The following is a 13,141-nucleotide window of genomic DNA, read 5'->3' on the forward strand; positions in this document are numbered from 1 at the left end:
CCGGGTCAGTTCCGGGCCTGCGGGACTGTTGCAAGCTCATCGAGGCGCGTGACAGCGGCGCGGTAGAGCGTCCAAGCAAGAAGGTAGGCATTGGCAACGCTGACCATGTCGGCCACGACGTTGGCCTCCGCCAAACCATCGGGTCCCTTGGCTCCCCACGAGGTTGACTGTCCCATCAGCGGCCAACCGAGGGCGTGTGCGTCGCCACCGAGGCGACGCCATTCGCGCACGGCCTCCCTGACAAGAGGCGCGGTCGAGAAGACCTGCCGCGCGGCCTCTTCGACGATCAAGGTCGCGTTCAGTTTGAACTTCTTCGCTCGGAGGGCGGTGACCGCCTTCAGGTGCGTGTCGAGCTGTTTGAGCTGCTTGCCGGACCGGGCCGCGTCGTCGATGCTCAGCAAGTCCGGGGTGAGCTCGTGCTGCCACTGGATTCGTTTGCCTAGCCACTCCTGTGTCGTGGCTAGGCCACGTTCGCGGCGGTCGGCGGGGTCGCCGGGAGTCAGGAGCCACAGGGCTTCCGCCGAGCCGAGTAGAGCGCCGCGCAGCACCGAGTAGATCGCGGTGGGGAACGAGCGCTCCTGCTCGATTGTGAGACGCGTCAGATCCAGGTGATCCCATGCACAGACGAGGCACTGGCGGGCGTGAGAGGACAAGGGACTGCTCGGCCAAGTCTCGTCGTCCTCGGCAAGCGGGCTGCCGGTTGGGGGCGGGCTCGCGGTTGCCCAACGAGCGCGGTCCGCTTCAAGCTGATCGAAAGTGGATCGGATCTTCGCAATGGCGGCGTCGTCCTTATTGCTCACGTGGAAAGGCTAGGTGCGACCGTGGGCGCCGGCGCGCGCAAAGACGGGAGGAATCCTAGGGAGTCCCCCGTTTGCCCGACTGGAGTGAGTTGCGTCTTTTCCGCGAGTTGCCTGCAACTGGCTTCGACATCTGGTCTGAGCAGACCGCCACTAAGCCCAACGATCTCGCTCTCTTTGCGCTTTGCGAGACGGCTGTGGCGAGCAGTCAGGATGGGCACTAGGGCCCATCGCTCGGTGACTGATGAAGGCCGCCAGGACGGGGTCGAGGGTTCCGCGAAGAAGCAACGTGATGGGCCTTTCACCACGTAGCGCTGACTTGGGAGAAGTCAGCCAAAACAGGGAGCTCTCGGCGTCGTATCCGCTCGCGTACATGAACCGGCACATCCAGGTCACTGACGGCGGGGAACCGTCGAGGAAGCGCGGAATCCACACTCGGTCTCCGTCCTGGACGCGTGGTGTCCACGCTGGCACCGAGCTTGACGGGACTGCCACCAGCCCCCAGTCTTGCTCGATTCCACGGAGCCTCCTCGCTCGGTAGGCACGTGCCCTTGCCAACCCTGGCGACTCTGAGGCATTCATGCGAACCTGCGCGAGTCTTCGGTCCGGGCTGCCAACAACAGGAACCAGTGAACAGGCCCTAGACACCCTTGTCGCCTGAGTGCCGCGACCTGGAGCTGGGACTTCACAACGTTGCCCGCCCGCCGGACTCGCTAGCTTTCAAGAGTGGATCGTCAAGGTGTTCGGGCGTGACGATCCGGACTCCGGCTCCGGCAGCGACCATGAATCTGGCCAGGAGGTCCGGGTTGCTGTCCATGTAGGCAAGTACGAGCACTTCCGGTCTCGCGGCGATGATGTCACCCACGGGCGTATCGCGAACGGTGGCGTAGGCGGTCTCAAGGCCAAAGTCGTCGCGGGTCGATGCAGCGTAGTGCCGCGCGACCACGGCGCACTCTCGAGCGTGGCCGACTCGACTCACAGCGACCCGATGATCGGGCGCGACACCCGTTGCGTCCTGGGGCAGACACCACCCAGACCCGCCATAGCGGCCGATGTCGATCGCCCGGGCGATCGATGGGACGAGTCGCGAGGATCGCCAGTGGATGACATCGCCCCCGAGAGGTGCCTGTTGCCGGTACGGATCCGTGAAGCGAATCAGGTTTCCCGACGCAGGAACGGGCACCTGCATAGAGCCCAGGTCGATGACAGTGGCGACGTACGGCCACTTGGTGCACCGTTCCAGGCCTTCGAGGTAGTCACCGACGTCCCACACTGTGACGTCTTGAACGAACCGTGCCGAGAGCAGGTCGGACATGTGCGTGGCTTCATCGTCATCACGGACCACGACAACGACAGGGTCCCCCGTACTGGCGAGGGCAGCGGCAACTTCGGACGCGCACTCTGTTTTCCCGGAAGCGATGGGCGCCCATCCCTCGACAAGTCTGGCCCCCTCTTGCACCCACGCGACGATCTGCTCCCCAGCGGAACGCCAGCCGCTGTCTCGGGACTCGATGCCACATACCGCTCGTGGTTGTACCATGTATAAATGGTATCAAACGGCCTACGCCTTTCTTCCCTCCCTCGACCCTTCGACCGATCGACCTGCCGATGACTCCGTCATGCCGCAGGAACCAACCGGAACCAACCACGAGTGCTGCGAGGCACTCTGGAGCGTTGAGCAGTTGAGCGACTACCTCCAGGTCCCGATCCAGACGCTGTACGCCTGGCGATCACGAGGCACCGGACCGCGCTCTCTCCGAGTGGGGCGATACGTCCGCTATCGGCACGGCGACGTGGCTGCATGGCTCGCCGGAAGGGCCGAGTGATGGGCCGCCCACGAACCCCCCTCGGGGCACACGGATCCATCACCAGCCGACGCACCAACGCCGGAGCGTGGGAGGCGCGGACTCGCGTGCGCGACGCGGACGGCCGGGTCCGGGCGGTTACCCGTCGCGCCGCGACACGAAGCAAGGCCGAGGTCGCCCTCCTCGAGGCGATCCAGGACCGAGTGGGCGCGAGAGCAGGCCGACTCACGCGGTCGTCAACGCTACAGAGCGTCGGCGAGCGATGGCTTGCCGAACGCCGGCTCGACGTGACCGCAGGAGACCTCACACACGGCTCCTACGACAGGTACGAGCACGCACTGGTGAAGCACATCAATCCGGCGTTGGGCATGCTGTCGGTTGGTGAGATCACGCCGGGACGGATCGCGGCGTACTTGAAGGCCACTGAACGGAACTCGAAACTGATCCGCACCGTGCTGAGCCAGGTGTTGGGCTTCGCCTATGTCGAAGGGGCCATCGCCACCAACCCGGCACTCGGCATCCGAACACGGCACGGGCGGGATCGAAGCCCCAAGCCCGCCATGTCCTTGGACGATCTCCTCGATGTGGTGGCGGCCATCGATCTATGGGAGGCCGAACCTTCTACTCGCGAGTCCCAGCGCACGCGACGCTCCATCCCCCTGCGCGACATCTTCGAGCTCCTCATGGGCACCGGATGCCGGATCAGCGAAGCGCTCGCGCTCACGTGGCTCGATGCCGATCTCACGACTGGCCAGCTCCAGATCGGACCCACCTTGGAGATTCGTCGCGCCGCGGACGGGGGCCTGACCAGGAAGCCAACCCCGAAGTCGTACGCAGGCGCGAGGCAAGTCGCGGTTCCACCCGAGGTGCTAGCGATGCTCAAGCGACGTCGCGACGCCGTCGGGAGCATTGCCACTGGCGCGCCGATCTTCGCGTCCACGTCCGGCGGCTTCATCTCCCCGACGAACGTCCGGACGGCCTGGCGGGACGCGCGTGCCGCGTACGCGGAATCAACGGGGCGCAACCTGGATTGGATCGGCCCGCACTCCTTCAGGCGGACACTTGGGACGCACCTCGTGGAGGACCTAGGGGTGGAGCAGGCGAGCAAGGTCCTGGGCCACGCCAACACCGCAACGACCCTCGCGCACTACTGGGACCGGCGAGCGGGCGTAGTGACAGCCACCGACACCCAACGTCGCCTCTCGGCCGCGTGGACCAAGGGCGTGACCGAACCTGGCTAGACCTGATACCATCTATACATGGTCTTACCGCCCTCGAACCCATCCCACAACAGTCGGTGCGGCGAGCGGCTGAACAGTCTCGGGATGCTTGCCTGTGTCATGCCACAAGGTCACGCCGGCGCACACGTGGCTGCCAAGGGCATCATGTGGCGGCGATACGACGCACCCGACGGGCAGAAGTACCAGCGGGTTGACCTGCCCATCGGCATCACTGCCTACGACCTCTTCGAGCAGGACACCCTCGACGTCATCAGCACGCAGGATGGCGAAGTCCTGGCCAACGCCAACTTCTATCGAACCTGCGCATCGGACCTGCTCCTCCAGGCCGAGATCAACTCGTGGACCTGGGACGAGTCACGCTTACGGCTCGCCACCGAGCGAGCGCGCGTATGGGCAAGTCTCGCCATCTCCGCCGCTGTTCCGGTGCGAAGGGAGAGCGAATGACCGAGGTCCCTCCGCCGGGGTCATCGCGGAGCGGGCCACACTCACCGAGCGAGCCCCCGTCAGAATTCCTCACCTTGAGCCCCACCGCATTCGCGATCGTGATGAACACTTACGCGCACAAACGCTTCGATGTCGACGAGGCTGATGCATGGTTCGCACTCGACATCCCGGCGGCAGCGGCTCGCGCCTGGACGGACGATGGATGGTCGGCCGCGTCCGTCCGCGAGCTGATGGGAAGGTCAAGTCCAGGGGCGTGGTGTACGAGGTTGATCCCTCGGTTGGGAGTGTCGTCAGGCTGTGAGGGCCTGGAGTTCTAGCTCGGTGCTGGTCACCTCCTCGGTCGTGGTGTCGACTGCTTGAGCGCGGGCGAGGACGTCGAGTCCGAGGTAGCGGCGGCCTTCGGCCCACTCGTCGTGTTGCTCGGCGAGCACGGCACCGACGAGCCGGATGATGGACGTGCGGTCTGGGAAGATCCCGACGACGTCGGTGCGGCGGCGGATCTCGCGGTTGAGCCGCTCGTTGGGGTTGTTGGACCAGATCTGACGCCAGATCTCCTTGGGGAACGCGGTGAAGGCAAGGATGTCGGCGCGAGCGGTCTCGAGGTGCTCGGCGACGGCGGGGAGCTTCTCGGTCAGGGCGTCGAGGACCCGGTCGAACTGGGCGTGGACGGCCTCGGCGTCGGGTTGGTCGTAGATCGAGTGCAGCAGCGCCTTGACCCACGGCCATGAGGTCTTCGGGGTCGCGGCCATCAGGTTGGCCGCGTAGTGGGTGCGGCACCGCTGCCAGGCGGCGCCGGGGATGGTGGCGCCGATCGCGGCCACCAGGCCTGCGTGGGCATCGGAGGTGACGAGCTTGACCCCGGTCAGGCCGCGGGCGGTCAGGTCGCGGAAGAAGGCGAGCCAGCCGGCGCCGTCTTCGCTGGTGGTGACTTGGACGCCGAGGATCTCGCGGTGCCCATCCGCGTTGACCCCGGTCGCGACCAGGACGTGGACCGGCACGACGCGGCCGCCTTCGCGGACCTTGAGCACGAGTGCGTCAGCCGCGACGAAGGTGAACGGGCCGGCGTCCTCGAGGCGTCGGGTGCGGAACTCCTCGACGTGCTCGTCGAGCTCTTTGGCCATCACGCTGACTTGGGACTTCGACAGGCCGGTGATGCCGAGGGTCTGCACCAGCTTGTCCATCCGGCGGGTTGAGACGCCGAGCAGGTAGCAGGTCGCCACCACGCTGGTTAGGGCGCGTTCGGCTCGCTTGCGGCGCTCGAGCAGCCACTCGGGGTACAGCGACCCTTGCCGGAGCTTGGGGACCGCGACATCGAGGGTGCCGACGCGGGTGTCGAGGTCGCGGTGTCGGTAGCCGTTGCGGGAGTTGACCCGCTCCGAGGAGCGTTCGCCGTAGCCGGCGCCGCACACCGCGTCGGCCTGTGCGGAGAGCAGCGCGTTGACGAAGGTGGTCAGCAGGTCCCGCATCAGATCCGGGGATGCTTGGGACAGCTGCTCGTTCAGGAACTGGGCAGGGTCGATACTGGGCATGGCGGTCATCGGTGTGGTCCTTCTTCGAGTCGGTTTTCGCAGATCACTCGAAGGATCACCCGGTGGCCGTCTCTACGTCGGTAGGGACTCACTCACCGGGGCTGCTCGTACACCACTCTGCTGGACTCCACTGATGGGAATCCTTGAACGCACGCCCAGTGACCGTCCCCGAGACCCCGCGTGCCTGGTCTGGGCATGGTCGCGGGTGCCCGTGGCAGACGCCGGCCAAAGCGTAACGGGGCCCGAATTCGCTCTACTTGCTCTGCGTGCGGGACTCGAAGCGAGAGAGGCCACCGGGTTGGCCCCGCGATCCGATGATCCGGGCATCACATCGGGGCTGCTCACCATGGGGGCTCTGCGTGCGCTCTAGTCCATGCCAAGGATCTGCAGCTCGTGAAGGTAGCCGATCAGTCGGTCAGCCGCGTCGCGAAGGTCATCTCCCGTCAGCGCGAGGATTTGCTGCTCGATCGACGTCAACGCCGCGCTCTCCGACTCGTACTTGTTGGCGTCCGTACAGCGGAAGGTCGCGACGTACTGATCCTCGAAGTCGTCAAGCAACTGGTGGACGGGGCTCAGGTCAACAGGCTGGTTCATCTCGGTCATGGCCGACTCATCGGCAGATTGCGCCGGAGAGAGGCCGCCAACGGAACACAAGATCTCAGCCGGCGACAGCCTGGTCGATCGATGGATAGCGCCTCGTCACCGAATGACTGCACCCTCCCGAACATCCCGCCCGCCTGGTCACACGTACCTACTGGCTGGGTTGCCCTGCTCGACGCCACGATGGAGCAGTTGGACATCGTGGCCCCCGGATGGCTCGTCGTCCAGGTCAAGCAGAAGTTCGGCGGTCTTCGGCTGTACGTCGAGTTGCCCGAGGACCTCGAGACCTCGAGCAGAGCGCTCGCCCACTCACTCGTTGGTGATGCCGAGCGGGAATCCTGCAGCGTGTGCGACGTCTGCGGGGAACTCGGCACACTGACACAGGTCCGGGAGAACTACTGGCAGACACGATGCGGATCCCATGTTCTGTCCGACGATATCGACGCAACGCTCCGCTTCGCGCGCCGCGACCGCGAGGGGCGGGGCGGCACTCAGGAGTTCTGAAGGCCTGCGGACTCGGCGCAGGCACCTCCGCCTCGTTAGATCGGCGCACCACTCGATGCCGTACCGATTCCTCAAGGCATCACGGGCTGCTAAGCCACCCGAGCGATCGCGCGGAGTGGGCGCATGCCGACAGGGACGGCGATGATCCGGACGCTCGGACCCGTCATGCCAGTTCGCGCAACTGCAGCATCGTGAACCAACCAGACCTCGCCGTGGACGAGAGACCCGTCGAACCGTCGCCGAGGCCGGGCCAGTCGAGGGAATCGGAGTAGAGACCGAAGAGACGCCAGCCAATGAGAACGTCGAGTACGGACAGCACGCGCGTCGGCTTGACGTACGTCGACATATCGAAGGCGGCCCATTGCAGCAACGACTGCTCACCCGTGGGCAGCGCACCGGATCGCCGACAGCACATGCCGCCTCCGACAAGCGGGACGGGCTCCAGGTCGACCAGCTTGTCGACTGGCGCCGTCGCCCATGGGCACTCAGCGTGCTCCACGAGCCTTAAGAGGGGCCCGAAGGTCACATGGCCCGCCTCAGGAACGCCAGCGGGGGCTCGATACCCGGCCTGCAGGGGGAAGTCGTCCATACGCCAGCACTCGTCCGGGCCGTGCTTCGCGCAGCCACCGAGTCGGACGCCTCGACTGTCTCGGAGCTCGTACCGGGTGAACCCCGGGCGGTCGAACTCCGAGTCTCGCCATCGCACCACGACGGAGCCGTTCCGCCAGGCGACGGGATGAGACCACTTGTCGACTTCGTGTGCACGGACCGACTGCAGGAGAGAGTCGCCTCGCTGGAGGATCTCTTGATCACTGCGATTGATGTGGAGCAGCCCTAGGAACGCGGAGTCCTCGAATGGCTCGGCGAGCGTGACTCGCACCTGATGCATGGTCGGCATCAGGATGCGTCGTCTTGAGGGTTGCCTGGATCACCGTCGTTCCTCTCGGCCTCGAGTGCCCCGGCTTCTTGAGCCTCGGATACGGCGTCGGTCAGCATGGCGAAGACATCGTCGGCGGGACCGATGAGTTCGCGGCGCCCGTCCGGATGGACGAGCCAGGGGCGACCGTCATCGTCACCCTCGACCCACCGGCGTCCCGATGCGCTGAACTCGGCGGCCAGGTCCAGGTCAGCGATGGCCGCCGCGTCCTGCTCATCAAGTGCGATCAACCGGTCTGGCAAGGCGGGCTCGCTTGTGTCATCGCCGTAGAGATCAGCCGCGATGGCGTCCGAGTCCATCCACACCGTCCACCCGAGGCGCAGGATCTCCATGAGCCCCACGGCGATGTCGAGGAGTTCGCCGGCGTCGGGACAGAGCAGGACGGGAGGCTCCTGAAGCGTGCGCAGGCGCTGCGCCGCTTCCTCCAACGACAGACCGTTCCGCAGGCGGATCGTGCCCCAATCTCCACTCGCCTCGCTCATGACGCAGGCTCGCATGCATCGTAAATAACCATGTATAGATGGTACCGCAACCTGCCCCTCGGCCTGTCCCGTAATCGGCCTGCTGGACTCGCCGAGAACTCGCCAAATTCAGTGCCAACTGATGACGACCGACCACAAGCCCGAACCCCCGAATCGCGCCTGAACGTCAGCCGTTGGCAGGTGCTGCAAGATGCTGCCGACGGCCACCCTCACAACTCTTGGTTGTGGGTTCGAGTCCCACGGGGCCTACTCATCGCCGCCACGCATCTCGGCCACGCATCTCGGCCACGCATCTCAGCCGTTGGTCCCAGCCACCCTCGTGGGATCGCGCGAGAGCCCTCTGCCCGGACGTCACACGGAATCCTGTCGCGACGTCCAGGCCACGCCCGCCGGTCGGCGGACGGTGAGGTTCAGCTGCTGACGAGATCGGTCTCCGCCAGCGGCGCCAGGCCGTGCTCCATGCCCCAGGCGACCGCCTGGGCACGTCGGGTGACCTCGATCTTGCGGTAGGCCGCGCGGATGTAGGTCTTGACCGAGTTGATGGACAGGTAGAGCTGCCCGCCGATCTCGGAGTTGGTGAGCCCCTGGGTGACCAGCGAGAGGATCTCGGCCTCGCGGGGGGTCAGGTCGTAGTCGCGCCGGGCGGTGCCGCGGATGACCTTCAGCGGCCCCTGGTCGCTGGGGATCCGGCGCGACGGGCCACCGTCGCCGCCGTCGTGCAGGCTCTCGATCGCACTGACGAGGTCGGCGGCCGGCAACGCCTTGGACAGGTGGGCGGCGAACGAGCCGGTGACCTGCCCCTCCTTGTCGCGCCAGGAGTAGACGATCGCGGACTTCTGCGAGGCGCGCACGAGGTCGCGCAGCATCGCCTGGGAGGAGGGGGTCTGGCGCACCGGCTCGTAGAGGATGACGTCGACCGAGGACGGCTTGTTCATCGCCGAGCCGAGGTCGAGCAGGGCCACCCGGCCCGAGTAGGGCGCCAGCAGGCTGCGAACGCCCGCCACCGACACCTCGAAGTTGTCGATGAGGGCGACGCGCACAGGTCGTGAGCCACTCATTCATCGACCGTAACCGCGATGGGAGCAAATAGCCCGATCGCGGGGGGTCGATTTAGCGCACTTCACCCGATCTGATGAGTTTTCCACGCATTGTGGAATGTTTGTGGATATCCCGTCGAATGCTTGTCGAGCAATCGCGTGAATATTCCATCAGAAATGGCGCCCTCGGCGGTCGCGGCGACCTCACTGCCGCGGTGCCGCCACCTGGGTGACGCCGCTGGCGGTGTCGGTACGTCGTGGCTCCGGTGGCAGGAACCCGTGCTCGAGCCCCCAGCGGACCGCCTGCGAGCGGCGCGCGAGCCCGAGCTTGCGGTAGGCGGTGCGGATGTAGGTCTTCACCGAGTTGATGGACAGGTAGGAGCGCTCGGCGATCTCGGCATTGGAGAAGCCCTGGGTGATCAGCGCCATCATCTCCGCCTCGCGGGCAGAGAGCCCCTGCTCCTGGCCGGGCCAGGCCCCGTGCTCCTCGCCGTTGCCACGGTCACCCGGCAGCACCCGCTGACCCGTGGCCACCTTGACCAGCGCGTCGGCCAGACCGGCACCGTCGAGGGTCTTGGACAGGTAGCCGGCGGCGCCACGGCGCAGCGCCTCGGCGACGAGCGTGGGGTCGAGGTTCCAGCTGTAGAGCACCACCGCGGCACCGGTCATCGAGGACACCTCCTGCACCTCCAGCACGTTGCCCTGGGCCTGGCTGAAGGTGTCGTAGAGCACGACGTCGCTCTCCCCCATCGAGGGGATGCCCGTGCTCGTCTCCACGACGCGGACGCGGTCGGCGTACGGCTCGAGCATGCGCGCGATGCCGTTGACGACGATCTCGTAGTCGTTGAGGACCGCCACCCGCACCGGCCCGACGTGGTCGGTGGCCATCGTCAGTGGTTCCTCAGTGCCTCGATGAGCTCGTCCTTGGTCATCGACGAGCGACCTTCGACGTCGAGCTCGGCGGCGCGGTCGCGGAGCTCCTCGACGGTCCACTCCTCGTACGCCGGCGAGCCACCGCCCCGCTTGCCCACCTCGCTGCGCGACGACCCGGCCGCCGCGTTGGCGATGCGGGCGGCCTTCTCCTTGCTGTTGCCGTCCTCGCGCAGGCTCTCGTAGAGCTCGTCATCCTTCACGCTCGGGCCGGGCGACTTCTCCTGGGGCACGGCTCTCACCTCCGTCAGGCTCACAGGTGCGCTCGACACTAGTCGCGGCGAGCGGGCCACTCCACGCCCTCACGGGTGGTGCCCAGGGGGCGTGTGGTCCCTGATGTCGGACCGCCGGGACCTTGCGACACAAACCCCCCGGGGCATCGCGGCCTCGTGTCACAATGGTGACGTGGACCACTCGGAGTCACGTCCCGCGGGTCGGCCCCGAGATGCCGACGCGGACGACCGGATCATCGACGCCGCCCTCGCCGAGTACGCAGCCCACGGACGCGCCGGCTACTCCCTCAACGGCGTCGCCCGCCGCGCCGGGGTCGGCAAGTCGTCGATCTACCTGCGCTGGCGCGACAAGGAGACATTGCTCGTCGACGCCGTCCACGCCCGCGCCGACGCCCCGTCGGTCGACACGGGGTCGCTCGAGGGCGATCTGCTCGGGGTCTACTCCTGGCTGCTGCAGCACTTCCTCACCGAGGCCGGCTGGGTCGCCGTGCGCGTGGCTGTCGACGGGGCGACCGACGACGCGACGTCATGGGCGGCCCCACAGCGGGTCGGCGCGGGGCACGCCGCCATGCTCGCCACGGTGTGGCAGCGCGCAGCGGACCGCGGCGAGATCCCCGGCCCCGACGACGCCCGCGTCCGCGTCGCGACCCGGATGATGTACGGCGACCTGCTGCTGCGCGCGATGGTCGACCGCGAGCACCTGGGCTCCCTCGACGAGGCCGGTCGTGCCGAGGAGGCCCGCTTCGTGGTCTCGATGCTGATCCGGCTGCTGACCGACTAGCCGCGCTTCTTCTTCTCGGTCTTCTTCGTGGCGGCCTGCTTGTCGGCCTGCTTCTTGCCGGTCTTGCCCTGCGGCTCCGGGCTGGCGGTGATCGTGGCGGGCGTGGGAGCCCGCAGCTCGAACTGGCTGGTGCGCGGCTCGCCGGCCAGGGCGGCCACCGTCACGTGGTACCAGCCCGGCAGGGCCCAGTCGGTCAGCCGGCTGCAGTCGGCGTCGCTGCGCCGCCCGCCCCAGGTCAGCTGCGTGGTGGCCACGGTGTCGCGGCGGACCACCAGCTCGCGACCGGGCACGGCCCGCGGGCACTCGCGGCTGGTCCAGATCTCGTCGCTGCCCGAGGTGAGCTTCCAGGTGAAGCTGGCCCGCGAGAGCTCCCAGGTGCACGCCTCGGCCAGCTGGGTGCGCAGCTTGAGCACGACGGTGACCGGTCGACCCGCCACCGCCTCGGCGACGGTGGGTCGGATCACGACGTCCTCCGGGGCGCAGCTGCCCTGGGGGTCGGGCAGCGCCGGCGTCGCGGCCTTCTTCTGCTTCTTCTTCTCCGCCTCCGGCGAGGTGGTGGCGGTGGCTGCGGGGGTGCTGGCGCTGGCCTCGGCGGTCGCGCTCCCCCCGGCGAGGGCCACCTCGCCGCCCTGGTCTGCCGGGTCGTCCCCGCCGGTGACCAGGCGGACCGGCACCACGACCAGGGAGACCACACCGAGCACCGCGACCAGGGCCACCACGCGGCGGCGCCAGTAGATCGCGGCGGGCAACGGGCCCCGGGTGAGCTGCGGCCCTCGAGCGGCGTGGGGTCCGCGGGTCGGCTGGCTCATGCAGCGCAGGCTAGCCAGCCGTGGCGGCCGGGTGGAGGTGCCACTCCGGGGCCGCCCGGACCACTCGCTCCGACCGCTCGTCCACAATGGTGCGGCCATGCCCGAGAGCCCGCTGCACGCACCGATCCTGAGCTGGTACGCCGCGCACCAGCGCGACCTGCCCTGGCGCCGCCCCGATGCCTCGCCGTGGTCGGTGCTGGTGAGCGAGCTGATGCTCCAGCAGACGCCGGTCGCCCGGGTGCTGCCCGTGCACGAGGCGTGGCTGGAGCGGTGGCCGACGCCGGCCGCCCTCGCCGCCGAGACCACCGGCGAGGCGGTGCGCATGTGGGGACGACTGGGCTACCCCCGACGCGCCCTGCGGCTGCACGCCGCCGCCGTGGCCATCCTCGAGCGGCACGGCGGCTCGGTGCCCGAGGACCACGCCGACCTGCTGGCGCTGCCGGGCGTCGGTGAGTACACCGCCGCAGCGGTCGCCTCCTTCGCCTTCGGCCAGCGGCACGCGGTGATGGACACCAACGTGCGGCGGGTGCTGGCCCGAGCCGTCACCGGGGTGGCCCTCCCCGGGCCCTCGGTCACCGCGGCCGAGCGCCGGCTCGCGGTCTCGCTGCTGCCCGACGCCGACGACGTCGCGGCGACGTGGGCGGTCGCGGTGATGGAGCTCGGCGCCCTGGTGTGCACCGCGACCTCACCCGCGTGCGGGGAGTGCCCGGTGCGCGACCGGTGCGCCTGGGTGGCGGCCGGCGCTCCGGCGTACGACGGCCCGGCCCGGCGTACCCAGGCCTGGGACGGCACCGACCGGCAGTGCCGGGGTCGGCTGATGGCGGTCCTGCGGGAGTCCAGCGGCCCGGTCCACGTCTCCTCTCTCGAGGCCGCCTGGCCCGGCACGGAGCAGCGCGAGCGCTGCCTGGCCGGCCTGCTGGTCGACGGGTTGGCGGTGCGGGTGGGGCCGGAGACGTACGCCTTGCCGTGACGCGCCCGCTGGTCGGGGTGCGAGCGCACGCGAGCCACGAGA

At 68.1% G+C, this 13,141-nt stretch carries 16 protein-coding genes; 6 read left to right on the plus strand and 10 right to left on the minus strand.

From position 1 onward, the window contains the following. Positions 1-5: 5 nt before the first annotated feature. Together BKA05_RS15685 and BKA05_RS15690 are read right to left on the minus strand one after the other, a co-directional pair. A complete protein-coding gene (locus tag BKA05_RS15685; protein WP_179532262.1) occupies positions 6-800 on the minus strand; it encodes a hypothetical protein in 795 nt (264 codons plus the stop codon). A gap of 682 nt (positions 801-1,482) precedes the next feature. Next, a complete protein-coding gene (locus BKA05_RS15690; RefSeq protein ID WP_179532263.1) occupies positions 1,483-2,112 on the minus strand; it encodes a hypothetical protein in 630 nt (209 codons plus the stop codon). A gap of 304 nt (positions 2,113-2,416) precedes the next feature. Between BKA05_RS15690 and BKA05_RS15695 the strand changes: the two genes are divergently transcribed. The 3 genes from BKA05_RS15695 to BKA05_RS15705 all read left to right on the plus strand — a co-directional run bounded on the left by BKA05_RS15695 (position 2,417) and on the right by BKA05_RS15705 (position 4,287). Next, positions 2,417-2,623, plus strand: a complete 207-nt coding sequence (locus tag BKA05_RS15695) for a helix-turn-helix transcriptional regulator (protein ID WP_179532264.1) — start codon at positions 2,417-2,419, stop codon at positions 2,621-2,623. An 86-nt stretch (positions 2,624-2,709) separates the two neighbouring features. Next, positions 2,710-3,843 carry a tyrosine-type recombinase/integrase gene (locus BKA05_RS20380; protein WP_179532265.1) on the plus strand — a complete coding sequence of 378 codons (1,134 nt, stop codon included), beginning with the start codon at positions 2,710-2,712 and terminating at the stop codon, positions 3,841-3,843. 18 nt (positions 3,844-3,861) lie between these two features. Continuing rightward, positions 3,862-4,287, plus strand: coding sequence for a hypothetical protein (locus BKA05_RS15705; protein ID WP_179532266.1), 426 nt, complete (start codon positions 3,862-3,864; stop codon positions 4,285-4,287). Between the two features lie 290 nt (positions 4,288-4,577). Here the strand turns inward: BKA05_RS15705 and BKA05_RS15710 are convergent, their stop codons facing one another. Next, positions 4,578-5,825, minus strand: a complete 1,248-nt coding sequence (locus tag BKA05_RS15710) for an IS256 family transposase (RefSeq protein WP_179531047.1) — start codon at positions 5,823-5,825, stop codon at positions 4,578-4,580. A gap of 357 nt (positions 5,826-6,182) precedes the next feature. After that, positions 6,183-6,419, minus strand: coding sequence for a hypothetical protein (locus BKA05_RS15715; RefSeq protein ID WP_179532267.1), 237 nt, complete (start codon positions 6,417-6,419; stop codon positions 6,183-6,185). 189 nt (positions 6,420-6,608) lie between these two features. Here BKA05_RS15715 and BKA05_RS15720 point away from each other — a divergent pair, with 189 nt between their 5' ends. Beyond that, positions 6,609-6,920, plus strand: coding sequence for a hypothetical protein (locus BKA05_RS15720; protein WP_179532268.1), 312 nt, complete (start codon positions 6,609-6,611; stop codon positions 6,918-6,920). A 163-nt stretch (positions 6,921-7,083) separates the two neighbouring features. Here BKA05_RS15720 and BKA05_RS15725 read toward each other — a convergent pair whose 3' ends face one another. From BKA05_RS15725 to BKA05_RS15745, 5 genes are all read right to left on the minus strand, one after another. Then, a complete protein-coding gene (locus BKA05_RS15725) occupies positions 7,084-7,509 on the minus strand; it encodes a hypothetical protein (protein WP_179532269.1) in 426 nt (141 codons plus the stop codon). A gap of 308 nt (positions 7,510-7,817) precedes the next feature. Continuing rightward, positions 7,818-8,339: a hypothetical protein gene (locus tag BKA05_RS15730; RefSeq protein ID WP_179532270.1), complete on the minus strand. Its 522-nt coding sequence runs from the start codon at positions 8,337-8,339 to the stop codon at positions 7,818-7,820. Between the two features lie 410 nt (positions 8,340-8,749). Next, entirely contained in the window at positions 8,750-9,397 is a 648-nt protein-coding gene (locus tag BKA05_RS15735) for a response regulator transcription factor (protein ID WP_179532271.1), read from the minus strand. A gap of 183 nt (positions 9,398-9,580) precedes the next feature. Next, the gene (locus BKA05_RS15740; RefSeq protein WP_179532272.1) at positions 9,581-10,264 is read right to left on the minus strand and encodes a response regulator transcription factor; all 684 of its coding nucleotides are present in this window, start codon (positions 10,262-10,264) and stop codon (positions 9,581-9,583) included. Positions 10,265-10,266: 2 nt separating this feature from the next. Continuing rightward, a complete protein-coding gene (locus tag BKA05_RS15745) occupies positions 10,267-10,539 on the minus strand; it encodes a DUF7218 family protein (protein ID WP_179532273.1) in 273 nt (90 codons plus the stop codon). 172 nt (positions 10,540-10,711) lie between these two features. Here BKA05_RS15745 and BKA05_RS15750 point away from each other — a divergent pair, with 172 nt between their 5' ends. Beyond that, complete coding sequence (locus BKA05_RS15750; RefSeq protein ID WP_179532274.1) at positions 10,712-11,320, plus strand: TetR/AcrR family transcriptional regulator C-terminal ligand-binding domain-containing protein; 609 nt, start codon at positions 10,712-10,714, stop codon at positions 11,318-11,320. On the opposite strand, the gene BKA05_RS15755 is transcribed toward BKA05_RS15750, so the two are convergent. Continuing rightward, complete coding sequence (locus BKA05_RS15755; protein ID WP_179532275.1) at positions 11,317-12,129, minus strand: hypothetical protein; 813 nt, start codon at positions 12,127-12,129, stop codon at positions 11,317-11,319. The genes BKA05_RS15750 and BKA05_RS15755 overlap by 4 nt on opposite strands. Positions 12,130-12,226: 97 nt before the next feature. Between BKA05_RS15755 and BKA05_RS15760 the strand changes: the two genes are divergently transcribed. After that, on the plus strand, positions 12,227-13,099 hold the full coding sequence (locus tag BKA05_RS15760; RefSeq protein WP_179532276.1) for an A/G-specific adenine glycosylase: 873 nt from the start codon (positions 12,227-12,229) through the stop codon (positions 13,097-13,099). Positions 13,100-13,141: the final 42 nt, after the last annotated feature.

The sequence above is a fragment of the Nocardioides marinus genome (genome assembly GCF_013408145.1).
GTDB lineage: Bacteria > Actinomycetota > Actinomycetes > Propionibacteriales > Nocardioidaceae > Nocardioides > Nocardioides marinus.

Excerpts from the sequence above, each read along its gene's own strand:
- BKA05_RS15710 (WP_179531047.1), bottom strand. The coding sequence starts at position 5,825 with ATGACCGCCATGCCCAGTATCGACCCTGCCCAGTTCCTGAACGAGCAG.
- BKA05_RS15740 (WP_179532272.1), bottom strand. The coding sequence starts at position 10,264 with ATGGCCACCGACCACGTCGGGCCGGTGCGGGTGGCGGTCCTCAACGAC.
- BKA05_RS15695 (WP_179532264.1), top strand. The coding sequence starts at position 2,417 with ATGCCGCAGGAACCAACCGGAACCAACCACGAGTGCTGCGAGGCACTC.
- BKA05_RS15715 (WP_179532267.1), bottom strand. The coding sequence starts at position 6,419 with ATGACCGAGATGAACCAGCCTGTTGACCTGAGCCCCGTCCACCAGTTG.
- BKA05_RS15705 (WP_179532266.1), top strand. The coding sequence starts at position 3,862 with ATGGTCTTACCGCCCTCGAACCCATCCCACAACAGTCGGTGCGGCGAG.
- BKA05_RS15760 (WP_179532276.1), top strand. The coding sequence starts at position 12,227 with ATGCCCGAGAGCCCGCTGCACGCACCGATCCTGAGCTGGTACGCCGCG.
- BKA05_RS15730 (WP_179532270.1), bottom strand. The coding sequence starts at position 8,339 with ATGAGCGAGGCGAGTGGAGATTGGGGCACGATCCGCCTGCGGAACGGT.
- BKA05_RS15690 (WP_179532263.1), bottom strand. The coding sequence starts at position 2,112 with ATGTCCGACCTGCTCTCGGCACGGTTCGTTCAAGACGTCACAGTGTGG.
- BKA05_RS15735 (WP_179532271.1), bottom strand. The coding sequence starts at position 9,397 with ATGAGTGGCTCACGACCTGTGCGCGTCGCCCTCATCGACAACTTCGAG.
- BKA05_RS15755 (WP_179532275.1), bottom strand. The coding sequence starts at position 12,129 with ATGAGCCAGCCGACCCGCGGACCCCACGCCGCTCGAGGGCCGCAGCTC.
- BKA05_RS15725 (WP_179532269.1), bottom strand. The coding sequence starts at position 7,509 with ATGGACGACTTCCCCCTGCAGGCCGGGTATCGAGCCCCCGCTGGCGTT.